Here is a 22,417-nt window from a genome sequence, read left to right as displayed (position 1 = left end):
CACCGCGAGCTGTAGGAATCGGGCCGTGGATCCTCCTCGCTTTGTCGAAGCGAGTCCGTGGTCACAGGGTCCCGTCGGCGCCCGGAGCGAGGAGTTCCTCGATCCTGAGGCCGAGGTGCAGGGTGAGCCGGTGGGCGCCGTCGTCGAGGTCGAGTCCGGTGATCTCCTGGATCTGGCGCAGGCGGTAGTAGAGCGAGGTGCGGTGGATGCCCAGCGTGTCCGCGGTCCTGGGAATCGATCCCGCGTGTTCGAGGAAGCAGCGCAGAGTGTCCCGCAGGCGGTCGCCGCCATGAGCCTCGCTCAGGGTGCGGAGCGGCTTCGGGACGAGGGACGCGTTCAGGGCGTGCTCGGGGAGCTGGAGCAGCACGGCGAGTTCCCCGAGCGACTCCCAGTCACCGATGTTCTTCAGGGTGGGCAGTCGGCGTGCCGCGCGGGCCGCCACGAGCGCCTGTTCGTACGACGTCCAGGCGTCGTCCAGGCCGGCGTGCCGGCCGCCGACGCCGATCACGGGGTCCGCCGACGAGTCGAGGAAGGTGCGGAGTTCGTCGAGGATGCGAGCGGACTGGGCGGCGATCTCGTCAGGGCGCTGCGGCCGGTCTCGGAGCTGGAGCAGCAGCGCCCGCTCCTTGTCGATCGCGATGAGGCCCTGGGCGGTGCGCGTCTGCCGGAACCCCTCCAACGCCGCCCACAGGGCGGCCTCGGACTGCCGCACGAGCTCCGTCCCGCAGCTCAGCTGGACGATGGTGACCAGGACGTGCTCCGCCGCCCCGAGCAGCCCGAGCTCCTTGCCGTGCCGACGCGCGGTGGTGCGTGCGGCGACGTCGGCGCCGACGAGTGCGAGGGCCAGGTCCCGCTCGTCGGTCTTCCGGGTGTCGGCGGCGATGTGCTCCCCGTACCACTGGGCCGACATGGCGTCCGCAGCCCGGGCGATGGCGGCGGTCTCCTCCTCCCCCAGCGCCTTCTCGGGCACGACCACCACGAGCAGCCCGAGGAGATGCCCGCGCTCGCGCAGCGGCACCACGTAACGGGGCAGCAGTCCGAGATCGTCACGGCCGTCGATGAATCCGGGTCCGGACCACTGGGTCACCCCCTGGGCGAGGACATAGCGGATGGCCGCATTGTCGGCGCGGCCCTGCAGCAGGGTGCCGATGCGCACCGGGTCCTCGTCGCCGAAGTGGCGGCTCGTGCAGACCATGCGGACCAGCGGGTCGTCGACGGCGACGGACCGGCCGAGCCGCTCCGCGAGCTCGTCGACGAGTGCCTGGAGCTCGGGGCTGCCGGGGCGGGCTCGCTGGAGCCTTACGGTCATGCGCTGTTCCTCTCTCGATCAACTCTTCCCCGCGAACCTCTGCATCCCGCGGTTCTTGATCAGTCTGAGGAAACGACGACGTCGGCACATCGCATGAATCGTCCATTGCCACGACATCCACGTGGGATACGAAGCGACTACGCTCCGCTGTCACGGTGCTTGACCAGCCGGGTCAGCCCGGCGCGCGAGGTGACGTCCAGCTTGGTGAAGGCCCGGCGCAGGTGCGAGCTCACCGTGTGCGGTGAGAGGGAGAGGTGCTCGGCCACCTGCTGGTTGGTCAGCCCTCGGGCCACGAGCCGTACCACCCGTAGCTCTGCGGCCGTCAACTCGGGCCATGTGTCGGAGAGTCCGGCCGCTGAGGGCCGGCGGCGGACGCCGACGGCCCGCAGGCGCCGGCGGACGCGTGCGACGTCGCGCTCGGCACCGGATCGCGCATAGAGCGCAAGGGCCGTCTCGAAGTACGGCACCGCCTCGGACCTGCGGGTGGCCGCGAGCTTGCGTCCGGCGTCCTCCAGTGCCGACGCCCGGGCCAGCACCCGAGGGCAGCCCTCGTACAGCCGGACGGCGCGTACGAGAGGGGCGAGGTCGTTGTCGAGGAGCCCCCGGGCGTGCGCGGCGGTGGCGGCGAGGAACGTGAGGCCGGGATTGAGCACGGCTCGCTTCTCGGCCAGGGCGACCGCCTGCGCGGCCCGTTCGTGCCTGCCCGCGCGCAGCGCCATGCGGACGAGCACCGGGGCGTCGGCGGGGTCGATCAGGCCGGCGTAGGCGGGCCGGTCCGCGGCGGGCGACGTCATCACCTCGTCGAGTTCGGCCATGGCGCGGTCGGGCCGGCCTTCGGAGTCGGCCATCAGGGCCAGCATCCAGGTGCCGAAGTGCCGGACGACGGGTGCGCCGTCGCTCCGCATGCGCCTCGCCTCCGCCGCGTACGCTTCTGCGGTCTGCCGGTCGTCGGTGTGGAGGGCGACGCGCAGCATCACGTACCGGAGCGTGACGTCGGCGAGGTTGCCCGGGCCGGGGTCGCCGGTCGCCGGGGACGCGGCTTCGGCGTCGGCCCGGGCGTCCGACAGCCGTCCGGTTTCCAGCAGGACGCGGGTGCGGGTCATGAGCCACATGCGGGTGGCGGCCGTACGGCCCTGCTCCCTGGTGATCCGGATGCCCTCCTCCGCGACGGCGAGCGCCTCCGCGGTGCGTCCCGTGGTGTTCGCCAGGAGAGCGTGCCACAAGGCCTCCGGCATCCACAGCGAGGTGCTGACGCCCAGGGCGTCGGCCAGCGCGGCGGACCGCTCGGCCTGCCGGAACGCCTCGGTCAGGTCCATGCGGTGGAAACTGACGGCCGAGCGGACCGTCGTCAGCGTGGCCTCGGCAGTGCGGTCCCCCGCTGCCGCCGCGGTCTCCCACGCCTCCGCGGCGACCTGCTCGGCCGCAGCGTGCTCGCCCGACATCGACAGGCCGACGGCGAGCATGGCGAGCAGTCGCCCTCTCGCGGTCACGGATATCCCGGGCAGTTCCGCCCCGGCGCGGGCCTGGCGGACCGCCTCGGAGAAGTCGAACTGGACGGCGAGGCGTGCCAGGGCAAGGCGTAGGAGGGCCTCGTCCTCGGGTCCGAGGCCACCGGCCGCCAGGGCGGAGGCCCCCAGCTCACGCGCTTGGGCGGCCCGTCCCGTCTGCCAGAGCAGCGGGATCGTCTCGGCGATGACCCGAGGCCGCTCCGGAGCGTCCGCCGCGGTGAGCTCCAGGGCCTTGAGGGTGCGCTCCGCGGCAAGTCCGGGTGCGGTGGACTCGAGTTCCGTCCCTTCGGTGCGCAGCCGGTCGGCCTCCGCGGCGTCTCGGCCCGCTGTTCCCGCCGGGGGTCCGGGACGGTCGACGGAGGAGGCCGCGCTCCCCGGCGGCGGCTCGGCGGCTTGAAGCGGCAGGGGGAGGCCGGCTCCCACCGCCTCGCGGATCAGGTTGTGGCGGAAGGCGAGGCGGTCGCCGCTCTCGGCGAGCAGATCGGCGTCGAGGGATTCCTGCAGTGCCATGATGAGCGCCGCCGGGGACCTGCCGAGCAGTTCGGCGAGTTGTCCGACGGTGACCGGGCCGCCCACGCCGGCCGCCGTCCGCACCAGCTCCCGGGCCTCGTCCGACAGCTGGTCGAGGGGGCGTTCGACGGAGGGAAGGACCCGTGGGGCCGGGGGTCCGGCGGACAGTCTGGCCATGCCGTTCTCGATCGTCACCGCCCCGTCCTCACGCAGTGAGCCGAGCAGCTCGACCAGCAGCTGTGGCACCCCCTCGGCTCGGCGGGCGACGCTCAGGACGTCCGGGTCGGGAGCGGCGCCCAGGACGTCCTCGGTGATCTGTGCGGTCGCCCGGTCCCCCAGCGCTCCCAGCGCCAGCTCGTGTGCGCCTGCCCGCCGGATCCTGTCCAGGGTCGTGCGCACTCCCGACGGCACACTGCCGCCGCGCACGGCGACCAGCCACAGGACGGCGTGCGACGAGAGTCCGGCCGCGAGGGTGTGAAAGGTGAGGAGGGTCAGGTCGTCGCACCACTGGAGGTCGTCGAGGACGACGAGCAGGGGGCCGTTCCGCACGGTCTCCCGCAGGCGGTCGCCCAGTTCCTGGAGCAGCCAGAACCGCTGACCGGGTGTGGTGGCGAGGTCCCGGAGACGGACGGCGCCCGACAGCGGCCCCTTGTCGGCGAGCACGCCGTCGAGGAACGGGCCGAGCGGCACGACGTGCTCGTCGGGGCCCGCGGCCCCCTCGAAGACCCTCGTCCCGCGGCGCCGCGCGGCCGCCGCGGCCTCCGCGAGGATCCTGGACCTGCCGATGCCGGCGGGGCCCTCGACGAGGACGATCCCGCCTTCGCCCCGGTCGAGCGCGTCGAGCCGCGCCTCGATGAAAGCCAATTCGGCGTCTCTGCCGCGGAGGGGTGTCCGTACGTCGTCGAGCTCCTCGGGCACGGTCCTTGTCGTCACTCGGTTCACGCTCATTCCGCCGGCCTGGGCCGCACGGGACGGGCTCGGTCCTCGTGCGGTACGGCGGAACAGTATGAACCATATGCACCACCCCGCCGTCGCCCGGCCCGCGGGCCGGTCTCAGTCGAAGCGCAGGTCGGCGAGTTGCCGTTCGAGGACGGTGACGTCGTCCTCGGGCTCCTCCCCGACCGGGCGCACCGCCATGAGAGCGGCGAGTTCGGCGCCCGCCCGGCGGACGCGGCCGGGCAGGCCGTCGGTGTACTCGTCTCCCCCCGAGCCCCAGTCCTCGGAGGCCGCGAACACGGCGGTGGGGACGACGACGGCGCGGAGGTAGGCGAAGAGCGGCCGTACGGCGTGCTCCAGGGCCAGGGAGTGGCGGGCGGTGCCGCCGGTCGCCGCGATCAGGACCGGCTTGCCGGTGAGGGCGTCCGGGTCGATCACGTCGAAGAAGGACTTGAAGAGACCGCTGTAGGACGCCGCGAACACGGGAGTCACGACGATCAGGCCGTCGGCCGCCGTCACCGCGTCGATCGCGGCGCTCAGTCGCGGCGGGGGGAATCCGGTCACGAGGTGGTGGGCGATGTCGCCGGCGAGTTCGCGTAGTTCCACGACTTCGGTGGATGCCTCGTGACCCCGGCCGGCGAGTCCGTCGCGGGCCGATTCGGCCAGCCGGTCCGCGAGCAGGCGGGTGGAGGAGGGGGTGCTCAGCCCCGCGGAGACGACGGTCAGCTTCACGCGGCGGACACCTCCCGGACGGCTCGCAGGGACGCGTGCGTGGGTGCCTCCGGCACGTCGGCCGGACGCCCCTTGGCGAATTCCCTCCGCAGCACGGGCACGACCTCTTCGCCGAGGATGTCGAGCTGTTCCAGGACGGTCTTCAGGGGCAGGCCCGCGTGGTCCATCAGGAACAGCTGGCGCTGGTAGTCGCCGACGGTCTCCCGGAACGACAGGGTCCGCTCGATGACCTGCTGGGGAGAGCCCACCGTCAGCGGGGTCTGCTCGGTGAAGTCCTCCAGCGACGGGCCGTGGCCGTACACCGGCGCCTTGTCGAAGTAGGGCCGGAACTCCCGTACGGCGTCCTGGGAGTTCTTCCGCATGAAGACCTGTCCGCCCAGGCCGACGATCGCGTCCTCCGGCCGGCCGTGACCGTGGTGCGCGAACCGGCGCCGGTACAACTGCACCATCCGCCTGGTGTGGTCCGCCGGCCAGAAGATGTTGTTGTGGAAGAAGCCGTCGCCGTAGAAGGCGGCCTGCTCCGCGATCTCGGGGGATCTGATGGATCCGTGCCAGACGAAGGGCGCGACGCCGTCCAGGGGCCGCGGTGTCGAGGTGAAGGCCTGGAGCGGCGTACGGAACGTGCCCTCCCAGTCCACGACGTCCTCGCGCCACAGTCGGCGCAACAGCGCGTAGTTCTCCTTGGCCAGGTTGACGCCCTGGCGGATGTCCTGCCCGAACCACGGGTAGACGGGACCGGTGTTGCCGCGGCCCATCATGAGGTCGACCCGGCCGTCGGCCAGGTGCTGGAGCATCGCGTAGTCCTCGGCGATCTTCACCGGGTCGTTGGTGGTGATCAGCGTCGTGGACGTGGACAGGATCAGTTTCTCGGTGCGGGCCGCGATGTAGCCGAGCATGGTGGTCGGCGACGACGGGACGAACGGCGGGTTGTGGTGCTCCCCGGTCGCGAAGACGTCCAGGCCGACCTCCTCGGCCTTGAGCGCGATGGCGACCATCGCCTTGATGCGCTCGCGTTCGGTCGGGGTACGGCCGGTGGTGGGGTCGGGGGTCACGTCCCCGACGGTGAAGATGCCGAACTGCATGGGGTGTCTGCTCTCCTGAGCTCGTCCGGTTCCCTCGGCGGGGAACCGGGGCCGGGGTGACACCGGGGCTCCGGCGTCGTCACCCCGGCGGATCAACGTCGTGAACTCACTTCGCCAGGAAGGCGAGGAGGGCGGTGTTGACCTCCTCGGCGTGGGTCCACAGCAGACCGTGCGGGGCGCCCTCGATCTCGACGTAGTCGGCGGAGGGGAGCGCCTTGCGGAAGGGGCGCGCGGTGCCCTCGGCGGGGAGGATGCGGTCGGCGGTGCCGTGCAGGATCAGGGCCGGCACGTCGACGGCCGGGATGTCGGCGCGGAAGTCGGTGTACCAGGTCGATGGCGCGGCGGACGCGGCGAAGGAGCCGCCGCGGGCCGCGGTGTCCCAGCTGTTGCGGAGGGCTTCCTCGCTGATGCGGGTGCCCAGGTTCTCGTCGAGGTTGTAGAAGTCGTTGAAGAAGGCCGTGTAGTAGGCGTACCGGTCGGCCTTGACGGCGGCGACGACGCCGTCGAAGAACTCCTGCGGGGCCACGCCGTCCGGGTTGTCGTCGCTCTTGAGCAGGCAGGGCTCCAGCGAGGCGAGGAAGGCGACCTTGGCCACGCGGCCGGAACCGTACGCGGAGACGTAGCGGGCGACCTCACCGGTGCCCATGGAGAAGCCGACGAGGACCGCGTCGTTCAGGTCGAGGGTCTCCATCACGGTGTTCAGGTCGGCGGCGAAGGTGTCGTAGTCGTAGCCGGTGGCCGGCTGCGAGGACTGGCCGAAGCCGCGGCGGTCGTACGTGATCACGCGGTAGCCGGCGTCGAGCAGCGCGGCGCTCTGGCGCTCCCAGGAGTGCCCGTCGAGCGGGAAGCCGTGGATGAGGACGACCGGCTGCCCGGCTCCCTGGTCCTCGAAGTACAGCTCGACGGGGTTGGTGTTCTCCTGGCCCACGGTGATGTACGGCATGGGGGTTCCCTCGTTTCGGGTGGACTGGTCCGCGCGTCGGAGCGGCGCGGTATGCCCGTCACGCTAGGACCGGTCCCGCACCTTCTGTTGCCGTCCCGCGCACCGCACCTTGCACGGGGGCGCAGAGGTCGCTCAGCCGCCGGTGGCCGTTCCGGCGTCGTCCTCGGCGAGGACGATCCGGGCCAGGTGGACCCGCGAGCGTACCCCGAGCTTGCGGAAGATCGACGCCAGATGGGTGTTGACCGTGTGCGGGGAGACGACGAGGGCCTCCGCGGCCGACCGGTTGGTGTGACCCGCGGCTATCAGCCGGGCCACCTTGCGCTCCGAGGCGGTGAGCGCGTCCCAGCCCTGGTCGGCGCGTGGCCGCAGGCGTCCGGGGCGTCGGCCGGGGCGGCTGGTGGCCCGTTCCAGATCGGCCCGGACCCGGTCGGCCTCCGCGTCGGCCCCGGCCTGGGCGTAGATGTCGTGCGCCCTGGCCAGGGCGGGTGTCGCTGCGGCGGCGTCGCCCGAGGTCAGCAGCGCGCGCCCGAGGTCGGCGGACGCGGAGGCGAGGGGCAGCGGTCGGGGGCCGGTGAGCAGGATGCGGACCGCCCGCTCCATGAGTTCGTGGTCGGCGTTCACCAGGGCGGACGCGTGGGCGGCCGTCCCCTGGGCGGTCGGCACGGTGGGGTTGCGGATGGCGTGTGCGGCAGCCTGGTCCGCGAGGTCCTCGGCCAGGTTCCGGTCCCCGGCGCGCAGGGCGATCCGCACGGCCTGGACGAGATGAGTACGCAGGAGCCGCCACCGGAGGAAGGGATGGTCGCGCTGCACGGACCGGACGAGTTCGGCCGCTGTCGCGTGGTCGCCGTCGGCGTCGGCGACGACGGCCTCGAAGTACTGGTGCGTGGCGCGGTTGCCCGTGTTCGGCCGGTCGGCCACGGTCGCCCGCACGACGTCCAGGTGTTCCCCGGCGGCTTCGCGGTCGCCGCGCAGCAACGCGAGGAGGCCGCGGTTGACGCGGATGTTGACCAGGTTGCCGGGAACGTGGAGGTCCGCCTCGAGCCGCTCGGCGGTGACGAAGTCGCCGTCCGCGTCGTCGAGCCGGCCGAGCCCCATGGTGAGGGTTCCCTGGGCCCAGATCAGCATGGCGGGGCGCAGGGAAGCGTCGCCCGCGGTCCGGAGCAGTCGCCGGACGGTGTCGAAGTCGTCCATGTGGATGAGGGCGACGGCCTCCTCGGGAAGGAAGGCTCTGTCGAACACGCTCAGGGCCGTGTGGTGTTCGAGGGCGGCGGCGCAGTCGCCCGCGTTGAGGGCGATCTCGCCGAGACCCCACAGCGCGAGGACGCGAGCCTCCCGGTCACCGGCCCGCTCCGCCTCGGCGAGCGCCCGTTCGCCGGTCTCGCGCGCGGCCGCGAGGTCGCGCCCGCGGGACCGGGCCAGGGCCTGCCGGGCAGTGAGCCGGGCCCGGAGCACCGGGTCGGTGACGGCTGCCAGCGCCGCCGTCGAGCGGCGGGTCAGCTCGGGGATGTCGTCGAGGTGCCACAGCGTGTCGCCGAGTACGGACTGCAGACGGGCGAAGACGTCGAGGGGCGGCTGCCGGGCGAGCAGCGCGTCGCCGGTGTCCCGCGCCTGGGTGTACCGGCCCGCGCGGGTCAGCGCGACGATGGCCCGTTCCCCCACGTCGTACGCCATGGGCGCACGGGGCGGTACGAGTTCCAGGGCGCGTACAGCCAGGTCGGCGGCGAGGTCGGGCATCACGGCGCTCACGTCCGCGGCGGCCGTGCCGAGCAGTCCGACCGCCTCCATGTCGCCGGGTTCGGCGCTCTTCAGCAGGTGCGGGACCGCTTCGACGGAGCTCCGGCCCGCCACGATGAGCCGGCTCGCGGCCTCCCGGTGCAGCGCCCGGCGTACGGATGGGGCGAGATCGGCGTACACCGCCTGGCGGAGCAGGTCGTGGCGGAACAGGAGGCGTTCGCCGTCGTCGTGGAGGAGGGCGGCGGCGATCGCCTCGTCCACTTTGGCGCCGAGTGCGGAGGCGGGCCGGCCACACAGGGCGGCGGCGTCGGCGAGCGAGAACGCGCGGCCGAGGACCGAGCCGATCCTCAGGAAGTGCAGGGTGTCCGGCCGGAGATCGGCCAGTCGGCCGCGTACACCGAGGACCAACCGCTCGGGCGGTTCCGGTCCGTCCGCGCCCGACGCCGCGATGCCCGCGAGCATCTCGACCGCGAGGAAGGGGTTGCCGCCCGCGCCGTCGAGGAGTTCCTCGACCCGCGCCGGCACGTCCCCGCCGAGGACGTCGCGGGCCAGCTCGGCCAGGGCCGTGTCGGACAGCGGCCGCAGCGGGAGGGTCGTGGTCCGCGGCCCCTGCCCGTACAGTTCCGGATCCTCCCTGCCCGTGAGCAGCCAGAGGACCGGAGAGCTGAGCAGCCGTGCCGGCATGACGCTGAGGGCGAAGCGGCTCAGCGGGTCGGCCCATTGGACATCGTCGACGGCGATCACTACGGGCGTGCCCGCCGAGCGTTCCTCGATCAGCTGGGCCAGCCGTTCGACGAGCCAGATGCGCTGGTCGTGGTGGCCGGCGAGGTCCGCGAAATCCGTGGTGGTCAGCAGCGGCGGGTCGCCGTGCAGAAGGCCCGAGGCAAGTGAGGCGAGGGGTGCCAGCTCGTGCAGTTCCTCGGCACGTCCGTGGCTGACGAGGAACCCGTGGGCCCGCGCCAGCGAGAGGGCCTCCTGAAGCAGCACGGTCTTCCCGATCCCGGGCTCGCCCAGGAGCAGCGCGATCGCTCCTCCCTCGCCGTCGCGCACTGCCTGGACCAGGGCGCGCAGCCGCTCCAGCTCGGCTTCGCGGCCCCGCAGTCCGGGCCGGCTCAGCTCCGTCGCCGCGGCTGGTTCCTCTGGCCGGTCGGGGCTCATCCCTTGACCGATCCGGCGAGCAGTCCCCGTGCGAAGTGCCGCCGGAGGGAGAAGAAGACGAGCAGCGGGACGAGCGCCGCCACGAAGGCTCCCGCGGTGAGCCGCTGCCACTCGTTGCCGTAGGTCCCGGCCATGCTCGCGAGTCTCACCGTCATCGGCGCGGTCTCGGCCGTTCCGCCGGACAGGGTCAATGCCACGAGGAGGTCGTTCCACACCCAGATGAACTGGATGACGGCGAAGCTGACCAGGGCCGGTCGGGTCAGCGGCAGCACGATCCGGAGCAACAGCGTCCCGTGCGAGGCGCCGTCGACGCGGGCGGCCTCGATCAGGTCCCGGGGCAGCCCTGCCAGGAAGTTGTGCAGGAGGAACACCGCGAACGGCAGCGCGAAGACCGTGTGGGCGAACCAGACCTGGCCGAACCGCGCGGGTCCGGTGAGGTGCCACGCGGGCAGGAACAGCCAACCCTGGGAGACGAGCTTCAGGAGAGGGACGAGCGCCATCTGGAGCGGCACGACCTGGAGCGCGAAGATGCCGACGACGAGCGCGTCGCGCCCCCTGAAGTCGATCCAGGCCAGGGCGTACGCCGCGAAGAAGGCCAGGACGAGCGGGAACAGCACCGAGGGAACGGTGATGACGACGGAGTTGACGAAGTACTCCGCGAGCCGCCCCGGCCCGTTCCCGCCGTCGGACAGCACCTCGCCGTAGTTGTCGAGCGTGAGGCGCGGCGTACCGAACACGGTCCACCAGCCCGTCGTCTTGATCTCCTCCTCGGGGCGGAACGAGGAGAGCAGGAGACCGAGGGTCGGCGTCGTCCAGAGGACCGCGATCACCACGGCGATGAACGTGAAGGCGCGGGAGGCCAGACGCTCCCGGACGCCGTTCACCCCGCCCTCCGCTGCGCCCTGACCTGGTGGGCGACGAAGGGGGTGACGAGGAGGAAGAGGAGCACGGCGAGCGCCGCGCCGCGGCCCGTATCGCCGTAGCGGAAGGCCTGGTCGTACATCTCGTGGGCGATGACGCCCGTGTCGAACTGTCCGCCGGTCATGGTCTTGACGATGTCGAAGGCCTTGAAGGTGCCGATCGCCTGGGCGAGGAGCACGACCAGCAGCGTGGGCCTGATCGACGGCAGGGTGATCCACCGGAAGATCTGCCGGGGGGACGCGCCGTCGAGCCGGGCGGCTTCGGTCAGCTCCGCGGGTACGGCCCTGATCGCGCCGGCCAGCAGGACGGCCGCGAAGCCCGCCTGGGTCCACACCATCACCACGATGAGGAACAGGACGTTCCAGGGGGAGTCCACGAGCCACTGCCTCGGTTCGCCGTCGAAGGCGACGACGAGCCGGTTGAGCAGGCCGATCTGCCCGGCTTCGGCGGGACGGTAGGCGTAGACGAACTTCCAGACGACACCCGCGCCGACGAGGGAGATCGCCATCGGCATCAGGAGGAGGGACAGCGCGAACGCTCTGCACCGCGACCGTGCGACGGCCGCCGCGTAGAGCAGACCGACCGCGGTCGCCGTCAGCGGCACGAGCACCACCCACGCCAGGGTGTTGCGCAGCGCCACCAGCGCCCGGTGATCGGTGAACATCCACACGTAGTTGTCGACGCCGGCCCAGGCGTCTCCCCCGCCGTCGGTGAACGACAGCGCCAGGGTGCGCAGCCCGGGCAGGAGCAGACCGACCGTGAGCAGCAGCAGTGCTGGGGTCAGCAGGATCAGGGCCGCGGCTCTCCTCCGTACCGGCCCCCGGTGCAGCGCCAACAAGACCAGGGCGACCACCGCCGCGAGGGCGGCGACGCCCTGGAGCAGGTACAGCAGCTTGGGCTGCTGAGCGACGGCGTCGAACGACATCAGTGGCTCGGCCAGGATCGTTCGACGGAGTCGGCGACCTGCCGGGTGCTCGCGCCGACGATCCAGTCGACGGCTCCCTTCCAGAACGTCCCGACGCCCACCGACGCCGGCATCAGGTCCGAACCGTCGAACCTGAACCGCGTCCGGGGATCCTGGAGCAGCTGGATCGAGAGCCTGTCGACCGGGGTCGCGGCGTTCGCCGGATCCACGCCCCTGTTCGCCGAGACGAACGGGCCCTTCCTCATGCGCGCGTTCGCGAAGTCCGCGGAGGCCAGGTACTCCCGGAACGCCCGCACCTCGGGACGGTCGGCGAACGCCGCGGTGAACACCCCGCCGCCCAGTACCGGGCGGCTCGACGGGTCGGTCCCTGGCAGGAGGAAGGCGTAGACGTCCTTGTCCGGTCCGATCTCGGTGCCCTTCGGCCACATGTCGGCGTAGAACGAGGCCTGGCGGTGCATGGCGCAGTCGCCGGAGAGGACCGGTGTGCCGGCCTCCTGGAAAGGGATCGACGCCATGGACCGGGCCGGGCCGAAACCGCCGTTGGCGTAGCGGTCGTTCTTGAGGATGGACCCCACGGTGTCCATGGCCTTGATCACCCGCGGGTCGTCGAACGGGATCTCGTGGGCGACCCACTGGTCGTAGACGCGTGTGCCCTGCTGGCGCAGCAGGACGTCCTCGATCCAGTCCGTCACGGGCCAGCCGGTCGCCTCGGCGGACTCGATGCCCGCGCACCACGGCTTGACACCCGACGCCGCGACCTTCTCGGTCACGGCCATCAGCTCGGACCACGTGCGCGGGACGCGCAGTCCTCTGTCGCGGAAGAACGCCGGGGAGTACCAGACGAACGACTTCACGTTCGCGACGAGCGGCGTGCCGTAGAGGGTGCCGTCCACGGTCGCGTAGCCGTTCCAGTCGGCCGACCAGCCCTGCTTCGCGAGAGCGGCGACGCCGGCGCTCGCGGGCTTGAGCTTCCCGTCCCGCGCGAAGCGTTCCAGGAGCCCGGGCTGGGGGAAGAACGCCACGTCGGGCGCGTTGCCGCCCTCCACCCGGACCTGGATCTGGGCCTCGAACTCCCCGTCCCCCTCGTACTGGACGTCGATGCCCGTGCAGTCCGCGAAGTCCGCCCAGGTCTCTTCGAACAGATCGGCCTCCCGGTCCCGGTTCTCCGCGTAGACGGTGACCTCGGTGCCGGGGTGCTTGCCGTACCGGGCGTACGGTCCGCAGTCCGCGCTGGTGTGCGACCGCGAAGCGCTGTCCTGCGGGGTGCCGCAGGCGGTGGCGGTGACGGCGAGGGTGATGACGGCGAGCGCGAGCCTCGCGCCGAACCTCATGGGTGTGCTTCCTCCGATCGCCCGCCGCACGGTCTCGGCGGGCGTTTCGGAAAGCTACCGCGTTCGAACGGCATAGACCAATCGTTCGATAATCAACGTTCGGATCAGTGGCCCGTGGACCGGGCCGCGTCCAGGATCAGCTCCGCCACGGCCTTGGGCTGGGCCAGCATGACCAGGTGCGACGAGTCGACCTCGACGGTGGTCATGCCGGCGCGCCGGTAGCCGAAGCGCTCCACGTCGGGGTTGATGGTGCGGTCGGCGGAAGCCACCAGGCCCCATGAGGGCTTGGTCTTCCACGCGGCGACCGGCGCCGCCTCGGAGAAGGCGCGCGCGGCCAGGGGGCGCTGGGAGACGGCGAGCACCGCGGCGAGTTCGGGCTCGACGTCGGCCGCGAACAGTTCGGGGAAGCGGTCGACCGCCACCGAGACGTCGGTACCGGTCTCGGTGGAGCCGGCCACCGGGAACGGGGTGTAGACGAGCGCGTCGGCGAGACCGGAGTCGGGGAAGCCGCCCTGCAGCTTGCCCAGGCTCTCGCCCTCCTCAAGGGCGTAGCCCGCGAGGTAGACCAAGGCGCGGACGTTGTCCTCCACGCCGGCGAGGGTGATGACGGCGCCGCCGTAGGAGTGCCCCACCAGGATCACCGGACCGTCGACGTCCCGTACCACCGAGGCTATGTACGCGGCGTCGTCGACGAGGCCGCGGTTGGGCACCGCCGGGGCCACCACCGCCACGCCGGCGGCGGTCAGTTCGGGGATGACGCGGGCGAAGCTGGAAGCGTCGGCGAAGGCGCCGTGGACCAGGACGACGGTGGGACGGGCGTGTCGGGGCATGGGAGAACTCCTCGGTGTGTGGCAGGGGACAGGGGGTGGATGTCGGGGTGTCTCAGAGGCCGAAGCGGGCGCGGCGCGCCTCGGGCACCAGATCGGCGTACTCGGGGTGCTTGCCGATCCAGCCCCGGATGAAGGGGCAGTACGGCAGGACGCGCAGCCCGCGGGCCCGGGCGTCGTCGAGGGCCCCGCGGGCGAGCAGCCCGCCGAGGCCCCGGCCGCCGAACCGGGGATCGATCTCGGTGTGGATGAAGGCGATCTCGCCCTCCGAAAGGTGGTACTCGGCGAAGCCCGCGGTCTCGTTGCCGTCGTCGCCGACGAGGATCTCGTACCGGGACTTCTCGGGCCGGTCCGTCACCTGCGGTTCCATGAGTGCTCCTGTCCGATCGTGGTGTGACGGGGTGGTGGGGCGGTCAGAGCGTGCGGCGCACGCCCGCCTGGCGTTCCAGGTTGCGGAGCTGGACGGCCAGGTCGCCTTCCACGGCGAGGTGCGCGGGGCCGCTGCGGCCGATGGGAAGGACCTGCTCGCTGCGCATGTCTTCGAGCATCAGGGCGAACGCCGTGTACATCGCGACGAACGCCACCACGAGGCCGAGCGCCCCGGAGGTGCGCGTCAGCCATTCGGCGCCGGTGATGCCGCCGAGGCCGGTGGCTGCCCAGCGGGGCAGGGAGACCGCGAGGACGAGCCACAGCGCGCGCTTGGGCCGGGTCACGGCGGTCATCAGGGCCCCGAAGCAAAGGAGCGCCAGGTTGAACACACCGAGGACCTGAAGGCCGTCGGGCGCGCCGCTGAGCATGATGAGCGAGTAGGGCAGCCAGCTGCCGGCGAAGACCGCCATCAGCGTCGCCGCGATCACGTCACGGGCCCCGAAGGCCAGGAAGCTCACGAGGAGTTGCAGAACAAAGGCCGGCAGCACGGTGAAGGCGACGGCGCCGCGGGCCGTCTCGTCGAAGAGCCCGAGCTGCAGGCAGCCCGTCATCACGGACGCGATGGCTATCGTGAAGAAGCCGAGCGGCATGGGTGAGGCGATGGGGCGCAGGTTGATCCGCGTCATCGACCGGAGGTCCGGCTCGAAGCGGCGGCCCGGGGCAACGTCCGGCAGGCCGGCCTGGGCGTCGTCGCCGCCGTCGGCTGTGGGGGAGGCGGTACTCATCGTGTGGATCTCTCTCAGTGCTCGAAGCAGGGGTCGACGAACGACGGCGGCGTGTCGGAGACGGAGCCGCGCGCGACGCGCCACTGGCGGTGCTGCTCGGACTCGGCGACGGCCTCGGCCACGAGCGTCGCCTGGCGGGCACCGCTCTGGTAGCCGCCGAAGTGGGCCACCGGGCTCCATTCCGGGGTGACCGGCGGGACGGTCTCGTCGAGGCCCTCGTACTCCGCGCTCGCGTAGACGATGCGGCCGCCGACGACGGTGAGGACGGACTCGATGTCGGGAATGACGTCCTCGGGCACGGTCAGGTAGTCGTCGGACAGGATCGCGAGGTCGCCGTACCAGCCTTCCCGCAGGCTTCCCTTGACGTCCTGCTCGCCGGTGAGCCGGGCTCCCCCGCGGGTGTAGAGGTCGAGGGCGGTCTCCCGGTCGATACGGTTCCCGGCCGGGGAGAGCGCGGTGCCGCCGACGGTCCTGCCGGTCACCAGCCAGTGGAGCGCGACCCAGGGGTTGTACGAGGAGACACGGGTGGCGTCGGTTCCGGCGGCGACGGTCAGGCCCCGGTCGAGCATGGCGCGGACCGGCGGGGCGTGGGCGGCGGCCTCGGCACCGTACCGATCACGGAACGCTGTGCCCTGGAATGACATGCGGTTCTGGACGGACAGGGCGCCGCCGAGGGCCGCGATCCGGTCCAGGCTGTCGGCCGAGACGGTCTCGGCGTGGTCGAAGAGCCAGCGGTTGCCACCGGGGAAGAGGCCTTCGGCCGCGAGCTTCTCGAAGACGGCCAGGTCGCGGCGGATCGTCTCGTCGTACGTGGCGTGGAGCCGGAAGCCCCAGCCGTTCTCCAGCAGGAGCCGGACGGCCTGCTCGAACTCGGTCTCGTAACCGGCGGCGAGCTCGGGCCGGGGCTCGGAGAAGTTCTCGAAGTCGGCGGCGGCCCAGGTCAGGTTCTCGCCCGCGCCGTTGAGCCGGAGCCATTCGTCGCCGTCCCCGGGCTTCACCATCTCGGTCCAGCGCTTCAGATCGGCGAGCTCCTGCCCGGCCGTCTGCGGGAACAGGTGGTAGGCGATCCGCAGGGACAGCTCACCCGACCTGGCGAGGTCGACGACCGTGGCGTAGTTGTCGGGGAAGTTCTGGAACCCGCCCGCGGCGTCGACCGCCGAGGTCAGGCCGAAGCGGTTCAGTTCGCGCAGGAAGTGCCGCGTCGACGTGCGCTTGTCGGCCTCGTCGAGGGCCGGCGCCTTGGCCAGGGTCGAGTAGAGGATGAGCGCGCTCGGGGCGGCGAGGAGGACTCCGTTCGGTTCGCCGTCCCGGCCCCGGACGATCTGGCCGCCGCGCGGATCCGGTGTGTCGCGGGTGAATCCGGCCGCCTGCACCGCGGCCCGGTTCATCAGGGCCGACTGGTACAGGTGCAGGACGAAGACCGGGGTGTCGGGGGCGGCGGCGTTCAGCTCGGCAACGGTCGGCATCCTGCGCTCGGCGAACTGCTCGGCGGTCCAGCCGCCCACCACCCGGATCCACTGCCCCTTCGGGGTGCGGCCGGCCTGCTCGCGCAGCATGGCCAGAGCCTGGCGGAGGCTTCGTACTCCGTCCCAGCGCAGCTCCAGGACGTAGTTCAGGCCGCCCCGGATGACGTGCAGGTGCGAGTCGTTGAGTCCGGGGATCACCCGGCGGCCCAGGGCGTCGACGACCTTCGTGCCCGGCCCGACGAGATGGGCGAGGTCGTGGTCGTCGCCGAGGGCCGCGACCCGGCCGTCGCGGATCGCGACGGCACTGGCCTCGGGACGGGCGGCGTCACCGGTGAACACCTTCGCGTTGCGGACGAGAAGGTCGGCGTGCTCGTGCTCCCGCCGCGGGGCGGGCACGAGGCCCGCGACGGGCATGCTGGTCGACGGCCCGGTCATGCGAGGGCCTTGCGGAGGATGTCGGTGGCGACGCCGATGGCGAGTTCCGCGCCGTGCGTCTCGCGCAGCGCGTTCAGCATGACGAAGTCGTGGATGACTCCCTGGACGCGCAGGGCGGTGACGGGGACGCCGGCGGCGCGGAGCTTGGCCGCGTACGCCTCGCCCTCGTCGCGCAGGACGTCGGCCTCGGCGGTGATGACCAGGGCGGGCGGCAGGCCGGTGAGCTGCTCGGTGGTGGCGCGCAGCGGGGAGGCGGTGATCTGGGCGCGCTCGGCCTCCTCGGTCGTGTACTGGTCCCAGAACCACTTCATGGCGTCGCGGCGCAGGAAGTAGCCCTCGCCGAACTGGTGGTATGAGTCTGTGTCGAAGCTCGCGTCCGTGACCGGGTAGAAGAGGACTTGCTGGACGAGCGTGACGTCGCCGCGCTGCCTGGCTATGAGGGTGAGGGCGGCGCTCATGTTTCCGCCGACGGAGTCACCCGCGACGGCGATCCGCGTGCCGTCGAGATCCTTGTGGTGTCCCTCTCGGGCGACCCACTGGGCGACGCTGTAGTTCTGCTCGATGGCGACGGGATAGCGGGCCTCGGGCGACAGGTCGTACTCGGGGAAGACCACGGCCGCCCGAGTGCCGACGGCGAGTTCGCGGACGAGCCGGTCGTGGGTGTGGGCGTTGCCGAAGACCCAGCCGGCGCCGTGGATGTAGAGGATGACGGGGAGCGGACCGGTCACGCCGCGGGGGCGGACGATCCGGGCGTGGACGTCGCCGGTCGGGCCGCCGTGGACGGTGATCCACTCCTCGTCGACGTCGGGCAGGAGGACGCCCTCACCGCTCTGGACGTCGTCCACGGCCTTGCGGCCGTCGGCCACGGGGATCTGGTAGAGGAACGGCGGTTGGCCAGTGGCGTCGGCGAAGGCCTGGGCGGCGGGTTCGAGGACCGGACGGTTCTTCATAAGGGTCTCCTTCGGAGGGTGTACGGGACGGGCTGGGTCGGAGCGTCAGCCGGTCGCCCGCGCGGCGGCGAGGATCACGTGGGTGACCACGGCCGGGCGGGAGACGGCCACTGCATGGGACGCGTCCACTTCGGTGATCTGCGAACCGGCGCGCCGGGCCATCCACCGTTCGGCGGCCGGCGGGATGTTCTTGTCGGCGGTGGCGATCAGCGCCCAGGACGGGATCTTTCTCCAGGCGGCTTCCCCGGCCTTCTCCTCCAGCGCGGCGGTGGCGACGGGGCGCTGGGTCGTGGCCATGACGGCCGCGTCGGCGGTGGGGACGTCGGCGGCGAACTGCCGGTGGAACTTGGACCGTTCGATGACGAGTTCGATGCCGGTGCCACCGCCGGGCAGCGGGTACGACCGCGGGTTCACGGTGTCGCCGAGGGTGGAGCCGGGGAACTTGGCGGCGAGCTCGGCCGCGCTCTCGCCTTTGTCCGGGGTGAACGCGGCGATGTAGACGAGGGCCTTCACACGGCTGTTGCCCACCGCGGCGCCACTGATGACGGCGCCGCCGTAGGAGTGGCCGACCAGGACGATGGGTCCGTCGACAGCGGCCAGCACGCTGCGCAGGTAGGCGGTGTCCGCGGTGAGACCGCGCAGCGGGTTGGCCGGGGCCAGGACGGGGTAGCCGGCGTGCTGCAGCCGCCTGATCGTGCCGCTCCAGCTGGAGGCGTCCGCGAACGCGCCGTGGACCAGGACGATCGTGGGCTTGGGATCGTGCCGGTCGGTGTTCTCGGCGGCGGGGCGGCTCGCGGGTGCGGCGCCGACCAGGGCGGCGAGCGTCGCGGGCAGGGCGAGGGCGAGGGTGCGCCTCGTGAGTTGCATGGGTGGGTGTGTCCTTGTCGGGTGGGGATGCGTGGGGGTGCGCTCGTTCGAGCGGGAGGGATACGCCGGTCAAGCGGGACTCGGTTAGGGGGCCCGGCCTCAGAGGCCGTACGCCTCCAGGAGCCGGAGCCAGACCTCGCTCACTGTCGGGAAGGCGGGCACGGCGTGCCACAGACGCTCCAGAGGGACCTCGCCCACGATGGCGACGGTGGCCGTGTGAATGAGCTCGGTCGCCATCGGGCCGGTGAGGGTACAGCCGACGACCACGCCTCGGGTCCCGTCGACGACGAGCTTGGCGAGGCCGCGGTAGTCGTCCGCGTGGAGCGCGGCACCGGCGACGTCGTCGATGCGGTACTCCACCGTGCGTACCGCGAGACCCGCTTCGCGTGCCGCGCGTTCCGTGAGGCCGACGCTCGCCACCTCGGGACGGGTGAAGACGGCCTGCGGGACGGCGAAACGGTCGGCTTCCGCGCTCCACGGCTGCCGGCCGCCGGTGACGGCCGGGCGCCCGGCGGCTCGTTCGACGATCGCCGCCGCGCAGGCGCGGGCCTGGTACTTGGCCATGTGGGTCAGCGGCGCGCGCCGGTTGACGTCGCCGACGGCGTAGAGCCAGTCGCCGTCGACCGCGGTGACCCGGCAGGTGTCGTCGACCGGGAGCCAGTCGCCGGCGGGCAGTCCGGCGGTCTCCAAGCCGAGGTCGACCGTGCGCGGGCGACGGCCCACGGCGGCAAGGACCTCGTCGCAGACAAGGGAGGTGCCGTCGTCGGTCCCCACGGTCACGGTACGAGTGGTCTCGTCACGGGCGACCCGGAGGGCCGACACCCCGAAGCGGATCGTGACGCCCAGATCGCTCAGCCCCCGGGTGACCTCTTCGCCCGCGCAGGGCTCCCAGCCGGTCAGCAGGGCCTGGTCGCGGACGAGCAGGGTGACGGAGGAGCCGAGCGAGCGCCACGCGGTGGCCATCTCGCAGGCCACCACTCCCCCGCCGATGACGACGAGCCGCTCGGGCACCGCGTCGGCGGTGGTGGCCTGCCGGTTGGTCCACACACCGATCCGGTCGAGCCCTTCGACCGGAGGGAGGGCGGGTTCCGTGCCGGTGCAGACCACGACCGCGCGCCGGGCCCGCAGGGTACGGACCGTGCCGTCGGCTCCGGCCACCTCCACCCGGCGCTCACCGGCGATCCGTCCGTGGCCCCGTACGAGCGCGATGCCCGCACCGTCGAGCCAGTCGGCCTGGCCGGTGTCGTCACCGCGCCCGGTGAAGCGGTCGCGGCGGGCAAGGACGCGCGCCGGGTCGAGTGCCGCCGTGACCGCCTGCCGGGCCCCGTCGACCGACCGGGCCTCCGCTCGGGCGGCGCCGGGACGCAGCAGGGCCTTGCTCGGCACGCAGGCACGGTACGAGCACTCGCCGCCGACCGCCTCGGCCTCGACGACGACGGCGGTCAGCCCCGACCGGACGATCCGGTCGGCGACGACCTCGCCGGTCGGCCCGCCGCCGACCACGACGACGTCGTACGTGTCCATCAGCCGTGCACCAGAGGGGTGTCCACGAGGTGCTCGGCCAGGAACCACACCTGCGCCTCGCCGGTGCGGATGACATCGGAGACGAGCAGATCGGCGCTGCCCTCGTCGCCCTCGCCTGAGAGCCGGGCGGCGGCGTCCCGGGCGTCGATCAGGATCCGCTCGTGCGCGTCGAGGAGCCGCGACAGCATGACGGGCACCGGCTCGACGCCGTCCGGCGGACGGGGGATCGACGTCAGCTCCGCGACGTGGCGCGGGTCCCCGACGGCGACGCCGCCGAGGCTCTGGACCCGCTCGGCCAGCGCGTCCACGATGGCCAGCTGGGCCTCCGCGTGCTTGTCCAGCATGAGGTGGAGCGAGTAGAAGGTCGCTCCACGCATGAGCCAGTGGTGCTTCTTGTAGAGGGAGTAGAGGATCTGTGTGTCGGCGAGGACGCGGTTCAGCCGCTGGCAGGCGTACATGCGGGTGTCGTGGCCGAGGCCGATCGGCAACTGCTTGAGTGTGCCGAACGCCTGGGTCTCGGCGCCCTTCTGATGCAGCAGCGGCTGGCCACCGCTGTGCGGAGACGTGAGGGTGTCCATCGAGTACTCCTGTACAGGGAGAGGTGGGTGGGTGGGCCCGGCCGCCCGGTCGGGGGTACCCGGCAGGCCGGACCCGGTCTGCGTTGCTCGCGCTCAGCGCTCGGCAATCGCCGGGGCGGCGGGGGGCCGGTGCAGGACGAGCCGGGTGAGGAGTCCGCTGCCGAGACCGGCCACGAGGGCGGCCCACCACAGCGGGTACGGCGTGAGGCCGAGGGCCGCGTCGAGGGACCAGGCGCCGGGGCCGGTGGCGGCGAGGGCGGCGGCGGTGCCGATGAGGACGAGCGGGTACTCGTATCCGTCGTTCTGCACCCAGAGCCCGTGGCGCCACTTCACGGTGAGGGCGACGGTCATGACCCCGATGACGCCGGTCGCGGCGAGCGGCGTCAGGAGGCCGGCGGCGAGCAGCAGGCCAGAGCCGATCTGACCGCCGCCGGCAGCCAGGGCGGTGAGGGCACCGCCGCGGAAGCCGTCACCACGGAACTCCTCGGTACCGCCCTCGAGTCCCTTGCCGCCCAGGTGCCGGCTGACCTTCTGCACACCGTGCCCGGCGACGAGCAGTCCCACCAGCAGACGCAGGATCAGAATGCCGGTGTCCACAGGGATCAGCCGGCCGCGTGCGCGCCGATGACCGACTGCGCGTACACGACACCCAGGCCGTACGCGCCCGCGTGGGCCTTGACGATCTCCATGACGGCGCCGTACGTCTCCTGGCGCGCCCAGTCGCGCTGCAGCTCCAGGAGGACCTGGACCCAGGTCACGGGGACGGCGCCGGCGGCGATCATGCGCTGCAGCGCGTGCTCGTGGGCGGCCGGGCTGACGCCACCCGAGGCGTCGGTCACGACGTACACCTCGTAGCCCTGCTCCAGCGCGGAGAGCGCGGGCAGCACCAGGCAGACCTCGGTCCACAGACCCGACAGGATGATCTTCTTGCGCCCGGTCGCCTTGACCGCCGCGACGAGCGCCTCGTCCTCCCAGGCGTTCATGGTGGTGCGGTCGACGATCTCGTGCTTGGGGAACACCTCGGCGAGCTGCGGCAGCAGGGGGCCCGAGAAGGACTCGGCGGCGACCGTGGTCAGGACGGCCGGCACGTCGAAAGCCTGCGCCGCCCTGGCGAGACCCACGGTGCTGTTGATGATCGCGGCACGGTCGCCACTGCCGGTGCCGAAGAACATCTGCGGCTGGTGGTCGACGAAGAGCATGACGGAGTTGTCGGGCGTGAGCAGGTCCTTGCTCGGGGCGGCCTGCACCTTGTTGATGTCGAACATGAGGGGTCCTTTCGAAGCGATCGGTAGCGTGCCCGCCGCGTCCGCGGCTCGGCACTTCTTCAAGCTACGAGCGACCCGACCGACCGCGTTGACCTCCTGCGCCCAGGAGTTGGCACGACAGCGCACAACCGGTCAGTGAGCCTCTTTCATCCTGAATAGTTGGAGGTCAGCAGGGTGTGGACGGCTTGGACGATGGTGCTGATGCGGCGGGTGGAGCATCGGGCTCGTCGGAGGATGCGCCAGGACTTCAGTTGGGCGAAGG

At 72.1% G+C, this 22,417-nt stretch carries 19 protein-coding genes and 1 pseudogene; all 20 read right to left on the bottom strand.

Features of this window, described 5'->3' with window-relative positions:
- Nucleotides 1-61: 61 nt before the first annotated feature.
- Nucleotides 62-1,309 (bottom strand): PucR family transcriptional regulator, encoded by a 1,248-nt coding sequence (locus tag ADL08_RS13690; RefSeq protein WP_053642585.1) that lies wholly within the window; start codon nucleotides 1,307-1,309, stop codon nucleotides 62-64.
- Between the two features lie 137 nt (nucleotides 1,310-1,446).
- Nucleotides 1,447-4,275 carry a helix-turn-helix transcriptional regulator gene (locus tag ADL08_RS13685; RefSeq protein WP_078968462.1) on the bottom strand — a complete coding sequence of 943 codons (2,829 nt, stop codon included), beginning with the start codon at nucleotides 4,273-4,275 and terminating at the stop codon, nucleotides 1,447-1,449.
- 105 nt (nucleotides 4,276-4,380) lie between these two features.
- Complete coding sequence (locus tag ADL08_RS13680; protein WP_053642583.1) at nucleotides 4,381-4,995, bottom strand: FMN reductase; 615 nt, start codon at nucleotides 4,993-4,995, stop codon at nucleotides 4,381-4,383.
- Complete coding sequence (locus ADL08_RS13675; RefSeq protein WP_053642581.1) at nucleotides 4,992-6,077, bottom strand: LLM class flavin-dependent oxidoreductase; 1,086 nt, start codon at nucleotides 6,075-6,077, stop codon at nucleotides 4,992-4,994. The genes ADL08_RS13680 and ADL08_RS13675 overlap by 4 nt, the downstream gene beginning before the upstream one ends.
- Before the next feature lie 106 nt (nucleotides 6,078-6,183).
- Nucleotides 6,184-7,020 (bottom strand): alpha/beta fold hydrolase, encoded by an 837-nt coding sequence (locus ADL08_RS13670; protein WP_053642579.1) that lies wholly within the window; start codon nucleotides 7,018-7,020, stop codon nucleotides 6,184-6,186.
- Nucleotides 7,021-7,152: 132 nt separating this feature from the next.
- Entirely contained in the window at nucleotides 7,153-9,912 is a 2,760-nt protein-coding gene (locus tag ADL08_RS13665) for an ATP-binding protein (RefSeq protein ID WP_078968463.1), read from the bottom strand.
- Complete coding sequence (locus tag ADL08_RS13660; RefSeq protein ID WP_053642577.1) at nucleotides 9,909-10,796, bottom strand: carbohydrate ABC transporter permease; 888 nt, start codon at nucleotides 10,794-10,796, stop codon at nucleotides 9,909-9,911. The genes ADL08_RS13665 and ADL08_RS13660 overlap by 4 nt, the downstream gene beginning before the upstream one ends.
- Nucleotides 10,793-11,758, bottom strand: coding sequence for a carbohydrate ABC transporter permease (locus tag ADL08_RS13655; protein WP_053642575.1), 966 nt, complete (start codon nucleotides 11,756-11,758; stop codon nucleotides 10,793-10,795). Before ADL08_RS13655 ends, ADL08_RS13660 begins: the two co-directional genes overlap by 4 nt.
- Complete coding sequence (locus ADL08_RS13650) at nucleotides 11,758-13,089, bottom strand: ABC transporter substrate-binding protein (protein WP_053642573.1); 1,332 nt, start codon at nucleotides 13,087-13,089, stop codon at nucleotides 11,758-11,760. The genes ADL08_RS13655 and ADL08_RS13650 overlap by 1 nt, the downstream gene beginning before the upstream one ends.
- Before the next feature lie 104 nt (nucleotides 13,090-13,193).
- Nucleotides 13,194-13,919, bottom strand: a complete 726-nt coding sequence (locus tag ADL08_RS13645; protein WP_053642571.1) for an alpha/beta fold hydrolase — start codon at nucleotides 13,917-13,919, stop codon at nucleotides 13,194-13,196.
- A gap of 52 nt (nucleotides 13,920-13,971) precedes the next feature.
- Nucleotides 13,972-14,286, bottom strand: a complete 315-nt coding sequence (locus ADL08_RS13640) for a GNAT family N-acetyltransferase (protein ID WP_053642569.1) — start codon at nucleotides 14,284-14,286, stop codon at nucleotides 13,972-13,974.
- Nucleotides 14,287-14,329: 43 nt separating this feature from the next.
- Nucleotides 14,330-15,070, bottom strand: a complete 741-nt coding sequence (locus ADL08_RS13635) for a GPR1/FUN34/YaaH family transporter (protein WP_053642567.1) — start codon at nucleotides 15,068-15,070, stop codon at nucleotides 14,330-14,332.
- A gap of 14 nt (nucleotides 15,071-15,084) precedes the next feature.
- Nucleotides 15,085-16,971, bottom strand: a complete 1,887-nt coding sequence (locus tag ADL08_RS13630; RefSeq protein WP_053642565.1) for an amidohydrolase — start codon at nucleotides 16,969-16,971, stop codon at nucleotides 15,085-15,087.
- Nucleotides 16,968-17,921, bottom strand: a complete 954-nt coding sequence (locus ADL08_RS13625; RefSeq protein ID WP_053642563.1) for an alpha/beta hydrolase — start codon at nucleotides 17,919-17,921, stop codon at nucleotides 16,968-16,970. Before ADL08_RS13625 ends, ADL08_RS13630 begins: the two co-directional genes overlap by 4 nt.
- A gap of 45 nt (nucleotides 17,922-17,966) precedes the next feature.
- A complete protein-coding gene (locus ADL08_RS13620) occupies nucleotides 17,967-18,788 on the bottom strand; it encodes an alpha/beta fold hydrolase (protein ID WP_053642562.1) in 822 nt (273 codons plus the stop codon).
- Nucleotides 18,789-18,887: 99 nt separating this feature from the next.
- Complete coding sequence (locus ADL08_RS13615) at nucleotides 18,888-20,312, bottom strand: dihydrolipoyl dehydrogenase family protein (RefSeq protein WP_053642561.1); 1,425 nt, start codon at nucleotides 20,310-20,312, stop codon at nucleotides 18,888-18,890.
- On the bottom strand, nucleotides 20,312-20,890 hold the full coding sequence (locus ADL08_RS13610) for a Dps family protein (RefSeq protein ID WP_053642560.1): 579 nt from the start codon (nucleotides 20,888-20,890) through the stop codon (nucleotides 20,312-20,314). The genes ADL08_RS13615 and ADL08_RS13610 overlap by 1 nt, the downstream gene beginning before the upstream one ends.
- 93 nt (nucleotides 20,891-20,983) lie before the next feature.
- The gene (locus tag ADL08_RS13605) at nucleotides 20,984-21,487 is read right to left on the bottom strand and encodes a DoxX family membrane protein (RefSeq protein WP_053642558.1); all 504 of its coding nucleotides are present in this window, start codon (nucleotides 21,485-21,487) and stop codon (nucleotides 20,984-20,986) included.
- A gap of 5 nt (nucleotides 21,488-21,492) precedes the next feature.
- Nucleotides 21,493-22,155, bottom strand: a complete 663-nt coding sequence (locus ADL08_RS13600) for a hydrolase (protein WP_053642556.1) — start codon at nucleotides 22,153-22,155, stop codon at nucleotides 21,493-21,495.
- Nucleotides 22,156-22,301: 146 nt separating this feature from the next.
- Nucleotides 22,302-22,417 (bottom strand): annotated as a pseudogene (locus tag ADL08_RS36590) (IS5/IS1182 family transposase); the annotation flags it as partial.

Source organism: Streptomyces sp. NRRL F-6492 (genome assembly GCF_001280125.1).
Lineage (GTDB): Bacteria > Actinomycetota > Actinomycetes > Streptomycetales > Streptomycetaceae > Streptomyces.
Note: the sequence above shows the minus strand (reverse complement) of the source record. Positions and strands in the feature narration are given on the sequence as shown.

What these genes read in the sequence shown, in the direction of transcription:
- ADL08_RS13690 (WP_053642585.1), bottom strand. Translation starts at nt 1,309, where the DNA reads ATGACCGTAAGGCTCCAGCGAGCCCGCCCCGGCAGCCCCGAGCTCCAG.
- ADL08_RS13610 (WP_053642560.1), bottom strand. Translation starts at nt 20,890, where the DNA reads ATGGACACCCTCACGTCTCCGCACAGCGGTGGCCAGCCGCTGCTGCAT.
- ADL08_RS13615 (WP_053642561.1), bottom strand. Translation starts at nt 20,312, where the DNA reads ATGGACACGTACGACGTCGTCGTGGTCGGCGGCGGGCCGACCGGCGAG.
- ADL08_RS13600 (WP_053642556.1), bottom strand. Translation starts at nt 22,155, where the DNA reads ATGTTCGACATCAACAAGGTGCAGGCCGCCCCGAGCAAGGACCTGCTC.
- ADL08_RS13675 (WP_053642581.1), bottom strand. Translation starts at nt 6,077, where the DNA reads ATGCAGTTCGGCATCTTCACCGTCGGGGACGTGACCCCCGACCCCACC.
- ADL08_RS13650 (WP_053642573.1), bottom strand. Translation starts at nt 13,089, where the DNA reads ATGAGGTTCGGCGCGAGGCTCGCGCTCGCCGTCATCACCCTCGCCGTC.
- ADL08_RS13670 (WP_053642579.1), bottom strand. Translation starts at nt 7,020, where the DNA reads ATGCCGTACATCACCGTGGGCCAGGAGAACACCAACCCCGTCGAGCTG.
- ADL08_RS13655 (WP_053642575.1), bottom strand. Translation starts at nt 11,758, where the DNA reads ATGTCGTTCGACGCCGTCGCTCAGCAGCCCAAGCTGCTGTACCTGCTC.
- ADL08_RS13665 (WP_078968463.1), bottom strand. Translation starts at nt 9,912, where the DNA reads ATGAGCCCCGACCGGCCAGAGGAACCAGCCGCGGCGACGGAGCTGAGC.
- ADL08_RS13630 (WP_053642565.1), bottom strand. Translation starts at nt 16,971, where the DNA reads ATGACCGGGCCGTCGACCAGCATGCCCGTCGCGGGCCTCGTGCCCGCC.
- ADL08_RS13620 (WP_053642562.1), bottom strand. Translation starts at nt 18,788, where the DNA reads ATGCAACTCACGAGGCGCACCCTCGCCCTCGCCCTGCCCGCGACGCTC.
- ADL08_RS13635 (WP_053642567.1), bottom strand. Translation starts at nt 15,070, where the DNA reads ATGAGTACCGCCTCCCCCACAGCCGACGGCGGCGACGACGCCCAGGCC.
- ADL08_RS13640 (WP_053642569.1), bottom strand. Translation starts at nt 14,286, where the DNA reads ATGGAACCGCAGGTGACGGACCGGCCCGAGAAGTCCCGGTACGAGATC.
- ADL08_RS13625 (WP_053642563.1), bottom strand. Translation starts at nt 17,921, where the DNA reads ATGAAGAACCGTCCGGTCCTCGAACCCGCCGCCCAGGCCTTCGCCGAC.
- ADL08_RS13685 (WP_078968462.1), bottom strand. Translation starts at nt 4,275, where the DNA reads ATGAGCGTGAACCGAGTGACGACAAGGACCGTGCCCGAGGAGCTCGAC.
- ADL08_RS13645 (WP_053642571.1), bottom strand. Translation starts at nt 13,919, where the DNA reads ATGCCCCGACACGCCCGTCCCACCGTCGTCCTGGTCCACGGCGCCTTC.